This window comes from Burkholderia sp. BCC1988, assembly GCF_905339895.1.
Classification (GTDB): Bacteria; Pseudomonadota; Gammaproteobacteria; order Burkholderiales; family Burkholderiaceae; genus Burkholderia.
Window position 1 is genome coordinate 100985 of sequence record NZ_CAJPHA010000002.1, and the last position, 16070, is coordinate 117054.

Sequence of the window (16070 nt, forward strand, 5' to 3'; positions counted from 1 at the left end):
GGTCGTTGTGCCGTGTCGTCGCTACGTCGTTATGCCGTTACGCCGCTATGTCACTAGGCCGTTACGCCGCTACGCCGCCACGTCGCCACGTCATCGCGTCATTGCATCGGAGCGCGACGGTCCGCTGCTCCGCTTACCCGCGCATCGGCGGATTGAGCCGCGCGAACGCGTCCTGCCGGCGATACGGGAAGTACGGATACGGCGCTTCGATCGCACTCGCCGCATCGAGTTTCGCGACCTGCGCATCGGTCAGCGACCAGCCGACCGCACCGAGGTTCTGGCGCAACTGTTCCTCGTTGCGCGCGCCGATGATCACCGACGACACGGTCGGGCGCTGCAGCAGCCAGTTCAGCGCGATCTGCGGCACGGTCCTGCCGGTTTCCTCGGCGATCGCGTCGAGCGCGTCGACCACGTCGTACAGCCGTTCGTCGTCGACCGGCGGCCCGAAGCCGGCCGTGTCGTGCAGGCGGCTGCGTTCGGGCAGCGGCGCGTGGCGGCGGATCTTGCCGGTGAGCCGGCCCCAGCCGAGCGGGCTCCACACCAGCGCGCCGAGGCCCTGGTCCGCGCCGAGCGGCATCAGGTCCCACTCGTAGTCGCGGCCGACGAGCGAGTAGTAGACCTGATTCGCGACGTAGCGCGACCAGCCGTGCCGGTCGGCAACCGCGAGCGATTTCATGATCTGCCAGCCCGCGAAATTCGACACGCCGATGTAGCGCAGCTTGCCCGCGCGCACGAGATCGTCCAGCGTCGACATCACTTCCTCGACCGGCGTGGCCGCGTCGAACGCATGGAGCTGCAGCAGATCGATGTAGTCGGTATCGAGGCGGCGCAGCGCGTCGTCGACCGCGCGGATCAGCCGTGCGCGCGACGTGCCGGCGTCGTTCGGGCCATCGCCGGTCGGCAGGCCCGTCTTGGTCGAGATCAGCACCTGGTCGCGCCGGCCGTGGATCGCGGCGCCGAGCACGCGCTCGGATGCGCCGTCCGAGTACACGTCGGCGGTGTCGAACAGGTTGACGCCGGCTTCGAGGCAGATGTCGACCAGGCGGCGCGCTTCATCGACGTCCGTGTTGCCCCAGGCGCCGAACAACGGGCCGGTGCCGCCGAACGTGCCTGCGCCGAAGCTCAGCGCGGGAACCTTGAGGCCGGAGCGGCCGAGCGTGCGGTATTCCATGGCGGGTGTCCTCTCGTCGTCGAGGCCGGCGCGAGCGGGCGTCGGCAAGGTGAGCGTTCACTCTAGCGCTTGCGGTTCATCCGGATAATTGGGCAGACTTCGAAAATATCCTTCGGAGGAAGCGAAGAATGCTGCTCGACAACCTGGCGCTGTTCCTGCGCATCGTGGAGAAGGGCGGGCTGGCCGCGGCCGGCCGCGAGGTCGGCCTGTCGCCGGCCACGGTTTCCGAGCGGCTGACGGCGCTCGAGCGCCACTACGGCGCGGCGCTGCTCACGCGCACGACCCGCGCGATCAGCCTGACCGACGAGGGCCGCACACTGGTCGCGGGCGCGCGGCGCCTGCTCGCCGAGGCCGACGAACTCGAAAGCCGCGTGCGGCTCGGCGCGCAGACGCTGTCGGGGCCCGTGCGGCTGAGCGCGCCGGCCGATCTCGGGCAGGCGCGCGTCGTGCCGGTGGTCGACGCGTTCCTGGCCGAGCACCCGGGCGTCACGGTCGACCTGCATCTCGGCGACGGCTACGTCGATCTCGTCGGGCAGGGGCTCGACTTCGCGATCCGTCGCGGCCAGCTCGCGGACAGCGCGCTGCGCAGCCGCTCGCTCGGCCGCTCGCGCCGCGTGGTGTGCGCCGCTCCTGCGTATCTCGCCGCGCACGGCACGCCGCGGCATCCGGCCGAGCTTGCCGCGCACGACTGCATCGTGATGCGCTTCGGCCAGGAGCTGTATGCCGAGTGGCCGTTCCGTATCGACGACGAACCGAAGCGCGTGACGGTGCGTGGCCGGCGCGTCGCCAACGACGGCGCGCTCGTGCGCGCGTGGTGCGTCGCGGGGCACGGGATTGCGCTGAAGTCGCTGCTCGACGTCGAGCAGGATCTGGCGTCCGGCGCGCTGGTCGAGATCCTTCGCGAGTTCTCGCCGGGCGAAGTCGACCTGCAGATCGTCTATCCGGGCGGTGCGGTGCAGCCGCGGCGCGTGCGGGCGCTGATCGAACGGCTGGCGCAGGCGTTGGCGATGGGGTGAGCGCAACCGGATCGCGCCGCGGCCGATGCGTCCGCGCGTCGGCGTCCGACGCAATGACGCTAAAAGCGGCGCAGTAGCGGACGGGGCCGCTTCCCGCACGACAGTGAACGCAAAATCGCCCGCGAAGCGGGTTGTCCACGTTTCGTCATTTAGCTAATATTCAAAACGTCAAACGAGACCGGAACCATGGACGACGTCACCCGCATCAGCGCACTGGCCAACGAAAGCCGTCTGGCCGTGATGCGCTGGCTTAAGCAGCCGCGCAAGCATTTCCCGCCGCAGCCGCACGGCGACTTCGACGAGCTCGGCGTGTGCTGCACGTACATCACCGAGAAGCTCGGCATCGCGCCGGCGACGACCACGCGCCACATGCGGATCCTCGCGGATGCCGGGCTCGTGCGGGCGACGCGCGTCGGCAAGTTCACGTACTACAAGCGGATCGACGATGCGCTGCATCGGTTGGGCCGCGACCTCCTGCAACTCTGATCTTCACAGAGGCAATCGACATGGATGAACTCGCCCTGCTGGCCGATGCCGACCGGCGCGCGCAAGCGTATCTCGCAGCGATCGACGAACGGCGCGCCTATCCCGACGCCGCGGCGCTCGCGGGTCTTGCGGCCTTCGACGAGCCGCTGCCCGATGCGGGCCGCCCGGCCGCCGACGTGCTGCGCCTGCTCGACGACAAGGGCACGCCCGCGACCGTCGCATCGAACGGCCCGAACTACTTCGGCTTCGTGATCGGCGCGACGCTGCCGGCCGCAGCAGCCGCCGAGCGGCTGATGCTCGCGTGGGACCAGTGCGCGTCGTCGTTCGCGAATTCGCCGGTGGCCGCGACGATCGAGCGGCAGGCCGCGCGCTGGGTCGTCGACGTGCTCGGGCTGCCGGAAGGCAGCGCGGTCGGCTTCGGCACGAGCGCGACGGCCTGCACGCTGGTCGCGCTGGTGGCCGCGCGGCGTGCGCTGCTCGCGCGCAAGGGCTGGGACGTCGACGCGGACGGCCTGATCGGCGCACCCGAGGTGAAGGTCGTGCTCTCGGAGCTCGCGCATATCACGGTGAAGAAGGCGCTGCGCGTGCTCGGCTTCGGGATGAAGCGCCTGATCGTCGCGCCGGTCGACGCGCACGGCCGCATCGACCCCGCGCAATTGCCGCCGCTCGACGACATGACGATCCTCTGCGTGCAGGCCGGCGAAGTGAACACCGGCGAATTCGATCCGTTCGCGGCGCTGATTCCGCGCGCGAAGGCCGCCGGCGCGTGGGTGCACGTGGACGGCGCGTTCGGGCTGTGGGCGCGCGCGTCGTCGAAGCGCGCACTGACCGACGGCATCGACGGCGCGGACAGCTGGACCACCGACGGCCACAAGTGGCTCAACACGCCGTACGACGGCGCGATGGTGATCTGCCGCGACGCGGCCGCGCTCGCGACCGCGATGAACAGCGATGCCGTCTACCTGAGCGGCGCGCAGGATGCGCAGAAGAACCTGAACCTCGAATTCTCGCGGCGTGCGCGCGGCATTCCGGTGTGGGCCGCGCTGCGTGCGCTCGGCCGCGCCGGCGTGGCGACGATGGTCGAGCGGCATTGCGCACAGGCCCAGCGCGTCGCGGACGGCCTGCGCGCGGCCGGCTACGACGTGCTGAACCGTGTCGTGCTGAACCAGGTGCTCGTGCGCGCCGGCACCGACGACGAGACGATCGCGATCCTTCAGGCCGCGCAGGACTCGGGCGACGTATGGTTCGGCCAGACCGTATGGCAGGGGCGGCCGGCGTTCCGGATCAGCGTGTCGTCGTGGCGCACGGAGGACGAGCACGTCGACCGTCTCGTCGCGTTGCTGACGACGCTGCGCGGCGTGCACGTCGGTTGAGCGGCGGCGGCGAATGCGTCGCGCGCGTGCCGCCGCCGCCGGCTATCCGTATCTGGAGATGTGCGGCTCGTCTGCGTGAAAATGTCGGACAATAATGCGGCATGCGCGCCGTGCCCGCCTGGGCGGCGCGCCCAACCGCAGCATTCACGCCGACGAGATCCCCATGTCCACGACACCTCCCCGGGAGCTGCTGAAAGCCGCCGACATCGCGAAGATGGAACCGACGCGCGCGGTGCATTCGCTCAATCCCAATGCCGTTCGCCTCAAACGACAGCTCAGCGACCTGACCGGCCTCACGCAGATCGGCGCGCACCTGCTCACGCTGATGCCCGGGCACGAATCGGCCGAGTATCACCGCCACCTGTACGAGGAAGAATGCGTGTACGTGCTGTCCGGCACCGGCTCGGTCACGATCGGCGAACGCACGTGCGAAATCGGGCCGGGCGATTTCCTCGGTTTTCCGCGCGGCGGCGACGCACACACGTTGCAGAACACCGGCCAGGTGCCGCTGGAACTGTTCATCCTCGGCCAGCGCCTCGAACACGACGTCTGCGAATACCCGAGAATCGGCAAGCGGCTTTACATCGCCGGCGAGCTCGAGGATTTCGTCGACCTGCCGAAACGGCCGTAGACGGCACGCATCCGCATCGGCCGTCGTCATGCTTATGATGCGGGAACGCCACTGACAGGATTCCACGCCATGGACGCGCCGCATCCGCCGATGAATGCCCCGATTTCCGAAACGGAACCTGAAACCGAAACCGTCGCCGAGCCGCGCGCGTCGCGCGTGCATCGGCCTGTCGCGCTCGTCACCGGATCGACGTCGGGAATCGGCGCGGCCATCGCGCGACGCCTGGCGGCGGACGGCTACGCGGTGATCCTGCATTCGCGCAGTTCCGCCGACACCGGTCGCGCGATGGCGCGCGAACTCGGCGCGACCTACGTGCAGGCCGATCTCGCCGACGACGCGCAACGCGTGCGGTTGATTCGCGACGCGCTGGCGGTGCACGGCCGCCTCGACGTGCTGGTCAACAATGCGGGCGTCAGCCGCGTGATTCCGCACGACGATCTCGCCGCCGCGACGCCCGACGTGTGGCGCGAGATGCACGAGATCAACGTGATCGCGCCGTTCCGGCTCGTCGCCGAAGCGCAGCCCGCGCTGCTCGAAGCGGCGTCGGGCGGGCGTGCCGGGTGCGTCGTCAACGTCAGCTCGCACGCCGGCGTGCGGCCGAAGGGGGCGTCGATTCCCTATGCGGCGGCGAAGGCCGCGCTCAATCACACGACGCGCTTGCTGGCGCGTACGCTCGCGCCGGCGATTCGCGTCAATGCGGTGGCGCCGGGGCTCGTCGACACGCCGCTGACCGCGGACTGGACCGACGCGCAGCAACTCTGGCGCGAGCGCGCGCCGATGCGCCGTGCGGCGACGCCGGACGACGTCGCGCAGACGGTTGCGATGCTCGTTGCGTCCGATTATGTGACGGGCGAGATCGTGATGCTCGACGGGGGAATGAACCTGACGTGACCGGTAACCGTTCTCGAGGTCAGTCGAGGTTCGACCGCAGCCGCGCGAGCGCCTGGTCGTGCGTGCGTTCGAACTTCAGCGGCGTGACCGCGATATAGCCTTCGCCGAGCGCGACCGTTTCGGAACCCGCATCGTCGTCGCGCGGTGCGCGCGCCAGTTTCAGCCAGTGGTATTCGATGTCGCGCGGATCGCGCCCCGACACGATGTCGACGCCTTGCAGCGTGCCGGCGCCCTGGTTTGTCACCTTCAGGCCGCGCACGTCGTCGGCCGGCCGCGCCGGGAAATTCACGTTGAGGCACGCGTCGCTGTCCCAGCCGGCCGCGACGAGCCGGCGAATCACGTCCGGCGCGTGCGTGAGCGCCGTATGCCACGGCACTGCGTTGCGGTCGACGAACGCCTGGCTCAGCGCGATCGCCGGCACGCCGACCAGCATGCTCGTCATCGCGGCGCCGACCGTGCCGGAGAACACCGTTTCGGTGCCGAGGTTCGCGCCGCGATTGACGCCGGACAGCACGAAGTCGGGCCGCGCGTCCTTCATCAGGTGGCTGACCGCGATCGCGACGCAATCGCCCGGCGTGCCGCGCACCGCAAAACGGCGCTCGCCCTTGCGATGCATGCGCAGCGGTTCGTGCAGGCTCAGCGAATGCGACGTGCCGCTCTGGTCCTCGGCCGGCGCGACGATCCAGACTTCGCGCGCCAGTTGCGTGGCGACCTGTTCGAGCACTTCAAGGCCGGGGGCGTCGAATCCGTCGTCGTTGGTGAGCAGGACGCGGTCGAACAGCGGGCGGGTTTCTTGCATCGGGACGATCCTCGCAGGTAGGCAATGAGAGGGGAAAGGCACCACAGGTACACCCGCAAGGCTAGCATCCCGTCGCGGCGCATGTTGTGTCGTGTCATGCCGCATCTCATTGCACCTCACCTTAGCGCACCTCACCTCGGCCACCTCAGCGCACCTCAGCGCACCTCAGCGCACCGCACCGCACCGTACCGCACCGCGCCGCGCCGCGCCGCGCCGCGCCGCGCCGCGCCGCGCCCGGCGCCCGGCGCCCGCCGCGCGTGGATACGCGGATACGAAAACAGGCGCATGGCGCGCCCGTTTTTCCGGTTCGATGTGCCGCCCGGGCGGCGGGTGGGACCCGCGAGATCCGATTACCCGAGCAGATGCCGCAGCAGGCCGGCCGACGCGACGCCGACGATCACGGTCGGCAGGATCGACAGGCGCGTCGCGGCGATCAGCGTGACGGCGAGCGCGAGCAGGTCGGCCGGGCGCGTCGACACGAACGCCGGTGCGATCACCGAGATCAGCACGCAGCCGGGCACGTTCTCCATCACCGACGCCATCCGCGGGCTCAGCGTGCGGTTGCGCAGCAGCACGTAGCCGAGCACGCGCGACAGGTAGGTCGTCGACGCCATCAGCACGATGGTCGCCACCGTCGCGAAATCAGGCATCATCGCGCGGCTCCCACAGCAGCGCGGCGATCAGACCCGCGCATGCGCCGGCCGCGACGTACCACGCGCCGGGCACCGCGAGGTGCGTGGCGGCCGCGACGACGAGGCTGACGAACCACGGACGGCTCGCGCGCATGCCTTTCCACATGCCGCGCAGCAGCACCAGAAACACGGCGGTGAACGCCATGTCGAAGCCGTATTGCTCGACGTCGCCGATCGTCGGGCCGAGTGCCGCGCCGAGCGTCGTCATCGAGATCCACGTCAGGTAGAGCCCGGAACACACGCCCGCGTAATAGGGGACGCTGATGTGCGTGGCCGAGCGCGAGCGTGCGTCGGCAAGCGACATCGCCCAGCTTTCGTCGCACATGAAGAACAGCGCGGCGAACGCGCGGCGGCGCGGCAGGCGCCGGATGTACGGCGCGAACGCCGCCCCCATCAGGATGTGGCGCGAATTCACGAGGAACGACATCGCGACGATCAGCGCGATGTGCGGCGGCGACGTCCATAGATGGATCGCCGCGAATTCCGAGCCGCCGCCGAAGTTCAGGCCCGTCATCATCGGCACCTCGAACAGGCTCAGCCCTTTTTGCGCGGCCTGCGCGCCGAGCACCAGCGCGAACGGCACGAAACCCAGCATGACGGGCAGCGCCGCGCGCAAGCCGCGACCCATCTCGGCGACATAGGCGGGCTTGTCGCGAAGCCCGGTCGACGTTGAAACGCTACTGCTCATTACTCCTCCTTCGGGGGAGGAGGATTGTCTGCTTTTTTGACTCGAATCGGGTTGCGTTGCGGACCAATTTTTATGAGAATTTGGCATCCAACGAGTGATTTGCGATTTTTTTGGAATTCGATGCCAATGAAGCTTGACGCGATCGACCGCCGGATCCTGAGCGCGCTGCAGCGCGACGGCCGCATGCAGAACGTGGAACTCGCGCACGAGGTCGGGCTGTCGCCGTCGCCGTGCCTGCGGCGCGTGCGCCTGCTCGAGGAAGCGGGCGTGATCGAAAAATACGTGGCCGTGCTGAACCCGGCGAAGGTCGGCAAGGGGCTGACGATCTTCACGCGCGTGTGGCTGAAGGGGCAGGATGCGGAATCGGTGAACCGCTTCGCCGAGGCCGTCCAGCAGATGCCGGAAGTCGTCGAATGCCACCTGATGGCCGGCGACTGCGATTTCCTGCTGCGCGTCGTCGCGGCCGATATCGACGACTATCGGCGTTTCCAGATGGAATACCTCACGCGCATTCCCGGCGTGCTCAGCGTGAAGACCGACATTCCGATGCAGAAGGTCAAGCTCACGTCGGCACTGCCGACGTAACGTGCCGCGAGCGCGCGACGGCGATTCCGCGAATCGTCACCAGCCGGTGACGATCGGCCGATACACTGTCGGGACAAGCCGCTTCGCCGCGCACTGGCTGCATCGCAGTGCGACTTCGATGCGCAAGCAACTAACGGTCAACCGCGACGCGATCGACGAACACGCGCGCCGCGCGCGACGTGACCGGCCGATCGATGCGTTTTTCTTGTCGAGCCATTCATGCAGCCATTCAACGATCCGTGGAATTCGCTGGAAATCGTCAAGCTCGTGCTCGGTGTGCTGACGCCGTTGTCGGTCGCGTGCCTGGGCTGGCTCGTCGCGCGCCGGCTGAAGCGGCTCGAGCTCGTGCAGTGGACCAACCAGCGGCTGATCGAGAAGCGGCTCACGCTGTACGACACGGTCGCGCCGCAACTCAATGCGCTGCTGTGCTTCTACACGTGGATCGGCTACTGGAAGGACATCTCGCCGGACGACGTGATCCGCGCGAAGCGCGAACTCGACCGCACGTTTCACATCTACCGCTACCTGTTCGACGACGACGTGTACGACGCGTATCACACGTTCATCCATGCGTTGTTCGAGATGCATACGGGGCCGGGTCGCGATGCGCGGATCCGTTCGCTGATCCTGTCGCCGGACGGCGACCGCAGCGTGCACGGCACGTATGAATGGAAGGCGGCGTGGTCCGAGCGGTTCTCGACCTCGAACGTGACGGACAAGGCCGACGTGGTGCAGTTCTACACGCGGCTGATGGAGCGGCTGCGCGTGGCGCTGGGCGCGAATCGCTGACGATTGCGCACGCGTGCTGCACGCCGGTACCGGAATTCGCTACCCGGTGGCGCGGATTGATTCCCTCACGCACGGCGCGGATGCGCGACGCGGCCTCGGCTGACATGCTCGCGCCATGTCCATTCGCGTGAGGTTCGCATGCACGTCGACACGGGTTCCCGGCCGCTCATGGCTCGTCGGCCGGGTGCGTACGCTCGGCGACGTCGAGACCTTCGATACGCTGCTGCGCCGCAATCCCGATCATCCGCTCGGGTTCTGGAAGATCTGGTATTTCGGCCGGATTCCGTGGCAGCGCCGCACGGTGACGCCGGCGAGCGTGTTCGAGAGCCGTGAGTTGCGTGTGGTGGTGGATACGCGTGGACGCGATCCCGGGGCGCGGGAACTGCGTGGCTCGGAAGAGGCGGAAACCGGTGGCGCATCTGATTGCTGATGCGGCATCGTCCGGGGTTTGAACAACCGTGGCGACGCGCCGGCCGCTCGACCGGCCGGTGGTCGGAACGAGGAATCAAGCGAACGAGATCACGAGTTTCTTGCCACAAGCTGCCGCGTACTTGCGCAGCGTATCGATGGACGGTGAATGCTGGCCCGTTGCGAGTGCGCGCTCGAGTCGCGTCACTGCCGGTGCTTTGGTGCCCATGCGCTGGGCTACATCGGCTTGCGACAGGCCGGCGTCTCGCCGAGCAGCCAGCATCACGTCGAGCAGTGCGAGTTCTTCGCGGTTCAGCCGTTCGTATTCGGCGCGCACCTCGGGGTCGGACAATGCACGCGCGCGCAGTTCCTTATACGTTGCCATCTTGAACCTCCTTGAGTCGGTAGCGCGCGATCTCCAGTTCTTTCCGGGGCGTCTTTTGCGTCTTCTTCACGAAACAATGAAGCATGACGATACGCCGATCGACGATCGCGCAATAGAACACTCTGGCGATACCTTCGGCGCCCTTCAGTCGCATTTCGTACAGCCCGTTTCCCATTGACTGGGTATGCGGCTCGCCAAGATTCGGGCCGTACTGCTCCATGCGATCAGCGAGCGCAAAAAAACGGGCAAGCAGCGTCGTCGGTAACGTGACGACCCCCGTCTCTACGCGCGCATTGAAGAATTGAATTTCGTACGCGTTAGCCGGCATGATAACAAATATGTTATGTTTGTGCAAGTGCGGAGTTCGCCCGCGACTGTGTACGCGGGCGGGCGTTCGGTGCGTTCGAAGCGTCGTTACGTCGCGTGGGGATTTCGGTCAGGAAGGGGGGCGTTCGACGAGATTCGGATGGCCTGAATCGGGCAACGCGTGCGATTCGGTATCGGCGCGGGTGGCGCACGTTGGAAGCTGCGGCGTGGAGAGGTCGATCATGGAAGTCCCTTTATGCCGGACACGCGTGAACGCGCGTGAAAGGGAGGTCAGTTTGGGAGCGAGCGTGGAGCGGGTCAATTGACCGGACGGCCGATGATCCGATGCGCCGGTACAGTCGATCGCCAATGGATTCGCTGCTTTTCGGTGCGACGACGAACGCATGCCATGCGATCACGCGCGAATCACGCGCACGCCACCGCGCCGATCACTGCTTCCGGCAAGCCACCTGATAATCGATCACGGTATTTGCCGACGGCGTGTCCGGCTCGCCGCCGGCCGTCGTCACGCCGAGCACGCCGGACACACTCCGATACCGCAGCGCGCAATAGCCCATGCCGGTGCCCGAGCACGCTTCGGCTTCGATGATCCCGTGCTTCGCGAGCGTCGCCGCGCCGTCCATCGGGTCCGGCTTCTCGTGCGGACGCAGCGGCTGCCATCCACGCGAGATCAGAATCTTGCGCGCCACGTCGAGCGGCTTGCCGTACACGTTGGGCACGACCGCACGGCCGCGACAGTACGTGCGTTCTGCCGCGACCGTGGTCAGCCGCAAGCCGCCATTTTCTTCGCGCAGCTCGGCGACGGGCGCCGACGGGCCGTCGCCGCCCCAGACCAGCAGCGCGCCGCTTTCCAGCTGCTCGACCGAGCCGAGCTGCCAGCCGGCCGAGCGTGCCGTATAGCCGAGCGCGACGAGCGTCGTGCCGTCGAAGACGCCGATGTTCGCGTTGCGCGCAAAACAGATCGCGCTCGTCCCCGGCTTGAACCCGCTCGCGAACGTGACGACGGTGTAGCGGCCGAGCGGCGCTTCCGAGGTCACGATCCAGCCGAGCCTCGCGACGTCGCGGCCAGCCGCGGTGGCGGTCTTCGCGCGATATTGCGCGCAGAACGCGTCGAGCGTGCCGTGTTCCGGCGAGCGCGGCAGCGCGCCGAGCGGAACCAGGGACGCGCCGGCGATATCGGAGGCCGCACGCAGCGTCTCGGCCGACGCTGCACCGCCGGGTGCGACGCACGCGAGTACCGCGATCGATGCGATGCGGCGGGCAAACAGCGGGACAGTCATGCGATGCACGTGGATGGTCTCCGGGGAAAGAACGGGGAGTCGCGATGGTCGCGGTTTTCCGCGCAGGTGTCACGACGGCAAGCGGTGCACGAGGCGGCGGCGTCAGTGCGCCGCTCCGTCCTGATGCAGCACCTTCTCGAACAGCGCCTGCGCGCGTTCGGCGGACATCCCGTTGTGGAATACGCTCGGCTCGCCTGCGTGCCATTCGTCGCATTGCGCGCATGGAAACCGGAATGTGGCCATGCGTGACCTCGTCGGAACCGTGACGTGTGGCAGTGACGGACGCACGGTGAAGCGCGCGACGGGCGCGAGCCGCTGCGGCGCATCGGCCCGCAGCGTACCCGCCCGTCGCCCGGCGCTCAGGCCTTCGCGACCACGTCCATCCGCAGCGCTTCGCCGCCGTCGACGATCGCGAGCAGACGATCGACGTTCGGGTGCGCGCCCGGGCGGTTGCGCGCGTCGGCGGTGTGCTCCGCGAACACGGCGAGGCCGTGCTCGGCGGCCTTCGCGTCAAGCGCACCGAACGCCTGCTTCAGGTAGTTGTACACCGCGAGCGAGCCCTGCTTGCCCGGCTGGTTCTCGATGCTGGCGACCACGTCGCCGTTCGCGCCGACGAGATCGATGCGCGCGACGCCGTCGATGGCCGGCAGTTGAGCGAGGTTGTCCTTGAATACTGGGGTCGGTTGAATCACTGAAAACACTCCGTCGGTTCGATAAGGGGCGAGGCGGCCCGTATCTTAGCCGATCGGGCGTTGGGTTTCGCGCGGCCCGTGCGCGAGACGATGCAGGGCGCGCGCGGTGGGTGCGGCCGTGCGGGACGGAGCATGGCCTGGAGAGGCGGTCATCGGTGTTCTCCAGGTTATCCGCCGCACCGACGCGCGGCGGCAATGAAGCGGATTCAGGGAAGTGCGGCACGCAGTGACGAGCGATCTCGACGCGGTTCGCGTCACGCAGGCCGCCGCGCGTTATCGCCGGGCAACGTCCATCGACATGCCGGCCTCACGCGAGCGCTCGATGTCCGGGCTGCGATACGCGCGCTCGGGAATCTCGGCGAGCCGCGACGTATGCACCTGATGCGGCGCCAGGCCGTAGAACTTCTGGAAGCTCATGATCAGCGGCGACCATTTGTCGGGATCGATGTGGTCCGGATGGCCGTCAGCCAGCAGATCCGGATGCACGTGCACACGCTGGATGCGCAGCTCGAATACGGTGATCTTTCCGCGCAGGTCGGGCGTGTCGTCGCCGATCCCGTGCGAGGCCGCGACGACGGCCTCCATGTGCACCGGGCATTCGAGCGCGCGCGGCGGCGCGACGGTCTGCGACGCCGCCTCGGTGAGCCCGGCCGTGCCGAACTTGTCGGGTTCGAACACGTAACCTTTTGCCCGCTTCCCGTCGGGCACCGGATACGTGCCCGTCGTGCGCGCGATTCGGTCGACCGCGTGCGCCTGCGCCGACGACGGCAGGTTCAGCACGCATTCGCCCGCGCGCAGCAGGTTGCGCGTGGTCTGCGAACTGGCGGCGATGCCGATCACGCCGCGCCAGCCGAGCCAGAACGCGGACGAGATCGGTGCGAGATTGGCCGTGCCGTTTTCGTTCAGCGTGCTGACCAGCACGACGGGCGTGCCGAAATAGAGGATGTTCGGTTCGGTGACGCGATGCGGAGCATTCATGGTCGGCGCCTTCGTTGATGGATCGGTCCTCATGCTGATCCTGTCGCTGCGGCGCGGCACTCCGGATCTTGTCATGTCATTCCGGCCGGCGCGCGCAGGTGGTGTACGCGTCGGCCGGAGCCCGCCGACATCGCGCGCGCTTTTCCGCTACAGTAGGAAATCGCAGGCCGAGCCCGCCGCATCACGCAGGCGCGCGCGGCCATGTTCCGCCAACGCTCACGAGGGCCTGATGGATACCGAGCAACGCTACACCGCCAATGCGCCGACGCGCGCGGAAGTCGACGCACTGGGCGGCGCAACCGTCATCGAATTCGGTGCGAACTGGTGCGGGATCTGCGCGAGTGCGCAGCCCGCGATCGTCGCGTCGTTTTCCGCGCATCCCGCCGTGCGTCACCTGAAGATCGAGGATGGCCCGGGCCGCCCGCTCGGCCGCTCGTTCGGCGTGAAGCTGTGGCCGACGCTGGTGTTCCTGCGCGACGGTGTCGAGGTCGCGCGCGTCGTGCGCCCCGCCGACGCTAAGCAGATCGAAGCCGACGGCTTCGCCGCATTCGCCTGAGGTCGACATCATGCAACAGGCCATCACGCACATCGGCGTCGACACGCGCGGGAGCGGCCTCGTCGAGTTCACGCCGCAGGTGCGCGCATTCGTCGACCAGCAGGCGATCCGCACCGGGCTGCTGACCGTGTTCTGCCGCCATACGTCCGCGTCGCTGCTGATCCAGGAGAACGCGGATCCGTCGGTGCAGCGCGATCTCGAACGCTATTTCGCGACGCTCGCACCCGAGGACGACACGCGCTACGAGCACGACACCGAAGGGCCCGACGACATGCCCGCGCATCTGCGCACGGCGCTGACACAGGTGCAGCTGTCGATTCCGGTCGAGCACGGGCGGATGGTGCTCGGCACGTGGCAGGGCATCTACCTGTTCGAGCATCGCCGTGCCGCGCACCGGCGCGACATCGTGCTGCATCTGATCGGCGAATGAGTATCGACGGGTGACGCGGCGCAGCGCGCGATGCGATGCCGTGCGCAGGCGCACACGCTATCGCCGGCTTACGCGAGCAGTTTCTCGACGAGCGCGCCGAGTTCGCGAAGGTGGACAGGCTTCGGCAGGAATTCGTCGAATACCTGCTTGTTTTCGCGCAGCGCCGCCGACTCATACGCGCTGACGCCGAGGATCGCCGGATGGCGGCCGTCGTCGTCGGGTTGCGCCATCGCCCGAATGCGCCGCGCGACTTCGAAGCCGCTCAGGTCCGGCAGCTCGAGATCGAGCACGACGATGTCGTAGCGGCCGGTGCCGAAGCGTGCGACGCCTTCCTGTCCGGTGCCGCACAGATCGGCCTCGATGCCGAGCGCCGACAGCATCGCGCCGAGCGTTTCGCGTGCGTTGTCGTTGTCGTCGACCACCAGCGCGCGCCGGTCCCGGTGCTCGGTCGCGGGCGGCAGTGCGGAGGCATCCCCGGCCGCGTGGCCGGCCGTGTCGATGCCCGGCACTTCGGCCGGCAGCGTCACGACGAACTCGCTGCCTTCGCCCACCGTGCTGCGCACGTCCACATGCCCGCGCAGCGTCGTCACGATCTCGCGCACGACGGCGAGCCCCATGCCGATTCCGTCCACGTGCAGCCCGACCGCGTCGTTCGCGCGATAGAACGGCTCGAAGATCTTCGACAGGTGTTGTTTCGCGATGCCGGCGCCCGTGTCGCGCACGGCGATTTTCAATTGCTGGCCGGCCGGCGCGTCGGCGAGCGTGATCGACACGTCGATCGATCCGCCGGCCGTGTACTTGACCGAATTCTCGATCAGGTTCGACAGCACCTGACGCAACAGCTTGCGATCGGAGCGAATCGCGAGATCGCCAGGCTCGACCTGCTGCGCGACCGCGATCCGTTTGGCCGCGATCTTCGCGCGCAGCGGATCGAGCACTTCGGCGAGCAGCGATGCGATGCCGACGGTTTCGGTTTCGGCGAGGCGCTTGGTCGAGCGCAGCTTGATGTAATCGGTCAGGTCCTTGACCAGCGCCTCGAGCGACGATGCGGAATTCTGCAGTCGCCGGATCGTTTTCAGGTTCGCGTCGGATTGCGGCCGCGCGAGCAGGATCTCGATCGATCCGCAGATCGCCTGCAGCGGCGTGCGCAGTTCATGGCTGACCATTCCGAGGAACGCGTTCTTCGCCTCGATCATCTCGAACGCGCGATCGGATGCCTTGCGCTCCGCATCGAGCGCCGCGTTCTGTCGTTCGAGCAGATCGTCGCGCGTGCGCATCGTATAGAACAGCAGCAGGAACAGCGCGCACAGGATCACGCCGAGGATGATGCCGAGCGACACGATCGCCTGCTGCTTTTCCCTCAGCTGATGGAACGTGAAGTCGCGCTGCGCCATCTCGATCGCACGGAAGTCGTTCGCGAGGCCGTTGACCTTCGGCCAGTACGTACTGACCTCGTCGATCACGCGCTGTGCGCCGCCCGGCGCGCTGCGCAGCAACGGCACTTCCTGCCTCAGGCGCGTCATGAATTCGCCGAGCGCCGCGATCTGGGCGCGGGCACGCGGGATGCGCAGCCAGTATTCGGACACCTCGGACGGCCGCTGCAGGAACCCGAACGACACCGACAGGCTGTCGAGCTGCATCTGCACGTGGTCGAAGTCGTCGTCCACGTGCGTCGCGTAGAGGATCAGCTGGCGGTCGAAGCGCGTGTAGACGTTGCGGTATTGCGCGGCGGTCCAGAACACGCCTTCACGCGGTCCTTCGAGCACGCCCTCGTTGACCGACGTCGCGAGCAGGTCCCACAGCAGGAACGCCCATGCGGCGAATCCCAGGATCCACAGCGATCCCAGGACCAGGATGATTTTTCTGTTCTTCCACCGCCCGCGCTTCATGTCG

Annotated in this window: 20 protein-coding genes and 1 pseudogene; 10 read left to right on the forward strand and 11 right to left on the reverse strand. The window is 67.8% G+C overall.

The annotated features are described in order from the left end of the window. Nucleotides 1-133 precede the first annotated feature (133 nt). The gene (locus U4012_RS03295; RefSeq protein WP_321796172.1) at nucleotides 134-1171 is read right to left on the reverse strand and encodes an aldo/keto reductase; all 1038 of its coding nucleotides are present in this window, start codon (nucleotides 1169-1171) and stop codon (nucleotides 134-136) included. A gap of 128 nt (nucleotides 1172-1299) precedes the next feature. Between U4012_RS03295 and U4012_RS03300 the strand changes: the two genes are divergently transcribed. The 5 genes from U4012_RS03300 to U4012_RS03320 all read left to right on the forward strand — a co-directional run bounded on the left by U4012_RS03300 (nucleotide 1300) and on the right by U4012_RS03320 (nucleotide 5568). Further along, a complete protein-coding gene (locus U4012_RS03300; protein ID WP_321796174.1) occupies nucleotides 1300-2187 on the forward strand; it encodes a LysR family transcriptional regulator in 888 nt (295 codons plus the stop codon). Nucleotides 2188-2373: 186 nt separating this feature from the next. Continuing rightward, on the forward strand, nucleotides 2374-2673 hold the full coding sequence (locus tag U4012_RS03305; RefSeq protein ID WP_040139054.1) for an ArsR/SmtB family transcription factor: 300 nt from the start codon (nucleotides 2374-2376) through the stop codon (nucleotides 2671-2673). Nucleotides 2674-2693: 20 nt separating this feature from the next. Then, nucleotides 2694-4046 (forward strand): pyridoxal phosphate-dependent decarboxylase family protein, encoded by a 1353-nt coding sequence (locus U4012_RS03310; protein ID WP_321796175.1) that lies wholly within the window; start codon nucleotides 2694-2696, stop codon nucleotides 4044-4046. Nucleotides 4047-4209: 163 nt separating this feature from the next. Then, on the forward strand, nucleotides 4210-4677 hold the full coding sequence (locus tag U4012_RS03315) for a cupin domain-containing protein (protein ID WP_321796177.1): 468 nt from the start codon (nucleotides 4210-4212) through the stop codon (nucleotides 4675-4677). Nucleotides 4678-4746: 69 nt separating this feature from the next. Next, nucleotides 4747-5568 (forward strand): SDR family oxidoreductase, encoded by an 822-nt coding sequence (locus U4012_RS03320; RefSeq protein WP_321796179.1) that lies wholly within the window; start codon nucleotides 4747-4749, stop codon nucleotides 5566-5568. A 19-nt stretch (nucleotides 5569-5587) separates the two neighbouring features. Here U4012_RS03320 and surE read toward each other — a convergent pair whose 3' ends face one another. The 3 genes from surE to U4012_RS03335 form a co-directional block, all read right to left on the reverse strand. After that, nucleotides 5588-6367, reverse strand: coding sequence for a 5'/3'-nucleotidase SurE (gene surE / locus U4012_RS03325; RefSeq protein ID WP_321796181.1), 780 nt, complete (start codon nucleotides 6365-6367; stop codon nucleotides 5588-5590). A gap of 350 nt (nucleotides 6368-6717) precedes the next feature. Further along, on the reverse strand, nucleotides 6718-7017 hold the full coding sequence (locus U4012_RS03330; RefSeq protein ID WP_039322838.1) for an AzlD family protein: 300 nt from the start codon (nucleotides 7015-7017) through the stop codon (nucleotides 6718-6720). Beyond that, complete coding sequence (locus U4012_RS03335) at nucleotides 7010-7747, reverse strand: AzlC family ABC transporter permease (protein ID WP_321796183.1); 738 nt, start codon at nucleotides 7745-7747, stop codon at nucleotides 7010-7012. The genes U4012_RS03330 and U4012_RS03335 overlap by 8 nt, the downstream gene beginning before the upstream one ends. A gap of 126 nt (nucleotides 7748-7873) precedes the next feature. On the opposite strand from U4012_RS03335, the gene U4012_RS03340 reads away from it, so the two are divergent. The 3 genes and pseudogenes from U4012_RS03340 to U4012_RS03350 form a co-directional block, all read left to right on the forward strand. Beyond that, nucleotides 7874-8332: an Lrp/AsnC family transcriptional regulator gene (locus tag U4012_RS03340; protein ID WP_006486309.1), complete on the forward strand. Its 459-nt coding sequence runs from the start codon at nucleotides 7874-7876 to the stop codon at nucleotides 8330-8332. Between the two features lie 219 nt (nucleotides 8333-8551). Next, a complete protein-coding gene (locus tag U4012_RS03345; protein ID WP_321796185.1) occupies nucleotides 8552-9121 on the forward strand; it encodes a hypothetical protein in 570 nt (189 codons plus the stop codon). A gap of 193 nt (nucleotides 9122-9314) precedes the next feature. Further along, a pseudogene (locus tag U4012_RS03350) lies at nucleotides 9315-9551 on the forward strand (hypothetical protein); the annotation flags it as partial. A gap of 75 nt (nucleotides 9552-9626) precedes the next feature. On the opposite strand, the gene U4012_RS03355 reads toward U4012_RS03350, so the two are convergent. From U4012_RS03355 to U4012_RS03380, 6 genes are all read right to left on the reverse strand, one after another. Beyond that, nucleotides 9627-9914 carry a helix-turn-helix domain-containing protein gene (locus U4012_RS03355; RefSeq protein WP_044845424.1) on the reverse strand — a complete coding sequence of 96 codons (288 nt, stop codon included), beginning with the start codon at nucleotides 9912-9914 and terminating at the stop codon, nucleotides 9627-9629. Next, on the reverse strand, nucleotides 9901-10269 hold the full coding sequence (locus U4012_RS03360) for a type II toxin-antitoxin system RelE/ParE family toxin (protein WP_415750353.1): 369 nt from the start codon (nucleotides 10267-10269) through the stop codon (nucleotides 9901-9903). Before U4012_RS03360 ends, U4012_RS03355 begins: the two co-directional genes overlap by 14 nt. 400 nt (nucleotides 10270-10669) lie before the next feature. Then, nucleotides 10670-11521: a hypothetical protein gene (locus U4012_RS03365; protein ID WP_321796188.1), complete on the reverse strand. Its 852-nt coding sequence runs from the start codon at nucleotides 11519-11521 to the stop codon at nucleotides 10670-10672. A 102-nt stretch (nucleotides 11522-11623) separates the two neighbouring features. Further along, nucleotides 11624-11764: a hypothetical protein gene (locus tag U4012_RS03370; RefSeq protein WP_193759801.1), complete on the reverse strand. Its 141-nt coding sequence runs from the start codon at nucleotides 11762-11764 to the stop codon at nucleotides 11624-11626. A gap of 116 nt (nucleotides 11765-11880) precedes the next feature. Further along, a complete protein-coding gene (locus U4012_RS03375; protein WP_321796191.1) occupies nucleotides 11881-12213 on the reverse strand; it encodes a DUF2322 family protein in 333 nt (110 codons plus the stop codon). Between the two features lie 273 nt (nucleotides 12214-12486). Then, nucleotides 12487-13191: a flavin reductase family protein gene (locus U4012_RS03380; protein ID WP_321796193.1), complete on the reverse strand. Its 705-nt coding sequence runs from the start codon at nucleotides 13189-13191 to the stop codon at nucleotides 12487-12489. A 229-nt stretch (nucleotides 13192-13420) separates the two neighbouring features. Between U4012_RS03380 and U4012_RS03385 the strand changes: the two genes are divergently transcribed. Both U4012_RS03385 and U4012_RS03390 read left to right on the forward strand, forming a co-directional pair. Further along, nucleotides 13421-13747 (forward strand): thioredoxin family protein, encoded by a 327-nt coding sequence (locus U4012_RS03385; RefSeq protein ID WP_257774374.1) that lies wholly within the window; start codon nucleotides 13421-13423, stop codon nucleotides 13745-13747. Nucleotides 13748-13757: 10 nt separating this feature from the next. Further along, nucleotides 13758-14177, forward strand: coding sequence for a secondary thiamine-phosphate synthase enzyme YjbQ (locus U4012_RS03390; RefSeq protein WP_057926333.1), 420 nt, complete (start codon nucleotides 13758-13760; stop codon nucleotides 14175-14177). A gap of 68 nt (nucleotides 14178-14245) precedes the next feature. Here U4012_RS03390 and atsR read toward each other — a convergent pair whose 3' ends face one another. Continuing rightward, nucleotides 14246-16066, reverse strand: a complete 1821-nt coding sequence (gene atsR, locus U4012_RS03395; protein WP_321796196.1) for a hybrid sensor histidine kinase/response regulator AtsR — start codon at nucleotides 16064-16066, stop codon at nucleotides 14246-14248. Between the last annotated feature and the right edge of the window lie 4 nt (nucleotides 16067-16070).

Bases quoted from the DNA above. Each gene is read 5' to 3' on its own strand.
- U4012_RS03310 (WP_321796175.1), top strand. From the start codon at position 2,694: ATGGATGAACTCGCCCTGCTGGCCGATGCCGACCGGCGCGCGCAAGCG.
- U4012_RS03365 (WP_321796188.1), bottom strand. From the start codon at position 11,521: ATGACTGTCCCGCTGTTTGCCCGCCGCATCGCATCGATCGCGGTACTC.
- U4012_RS03390 (WP_057926333.1), top strand. From the start codon at position 13,758: ATGCAACAGGCCATCACGCACATCGGCGTCGACACGCGCGGGAGCGGC.
- U4012_RS03295 (WP_321796172.1), bottom strand. From the start codon at position 1,171: ATGGAATACCGCACGCTCGGCCGCTCCGGCCTCAAGGTTCCCGCGCTG.
- U4012_RS03370 (WP_193759801.1), bottom strand. From the start codon at position 11,764: ATGGCCACATTCCGGTTTCCATGCGCGCAATGCGACGAATGGCACGCA.
- atsR (WP_321796196.1), bottom strand. From the start codon at position 16,066: ATGAAGCGCGGGCGGTGGAAGAACAGAAAAATCATCCTGGTCCTGGGA.
- U4012_RS03355 (WP_044845424.1), bottom strand. From the start codon at position 9,914: ATGGCAACGTATAAGGAACTGCGCGCGCGTGCATTGTCCGACCCCGAG.
- U4012_RS03315 (WP_321796177.1), top strand. From the start codon at position 4,210: ATGTCCACGACACCTCCCCGGGAGCTGCTGAAAGCCGCCGACATCGCG.
- U4012_RS03340 (WP_006486309.1), top strand. From the start codon at position 7,874: ATGAAGCTTGACGCGATCGACCGCCGGATCCTGAGCGCGCTGCAGCGC.
- U4012_RS03385 (WP_257774374.1), top strand. From the start codon at position 13,421: ATGGATACCGAGCAACGCTACACCGCCAATGCGCCGACGCGCGCGGAA.
- U4012_RS03330 (WP_039322838.1), bottom strand. From the start codon at position 7,017: ATGCCTGATTTCGCGACGGTGGCGACCATCGTGCTGATGGCGTCGACG.
- surE (WP_321796181.1), bottom strand. From the start codon at position 6,367: ATGCAAGAAACCCGCCCGCTGTTCGACCGCGTCCTGCTCACCAACGAC.
- U4012_RS03320 (WP_321796179.1), top strand. From the start codon at position 4,747: ATGGACGCGCCGCATCCGCCGATGAATGCCCCGATTTCCGAAACGGAA.
- U4012_RS03380 (WP_321796193.1), bottom strand. From the start codon at position 13,191: ATGAATGCTCCGCATCGCGTCACCGAACCGAACATCCTCTATTTCGGC.
- U4012_RS03300 (WP_321796174.1), top strand. From the start codon at position 1,300: ATGCTGCTCGACAACCTGGCGCTGTTCCTGCGCATCGTGGAGAAGGGC.
- U4012_RS03335 (WP_321796183.1), bottom strand. From the start codon at position 7,747: ATGAGCAGTAGCGTTTCAACGTCGACCGGGCTTCGCGACAAGCCCGCC.
- U4012_RS03305 (WP_040139054.1), top strand. From the start codon at position 2,374: ATGGACGACGTCACCCGCATCAGCGCACTGGCCAACGAAAGCCGTCTG.
- U4012_RS03345 (WP_321796185.1), top strand. From the start codon at position 8,552: ATGCAGCCATTCAACGATCCGTGGAATTCGCTGGAAATCGTCAAGCTC.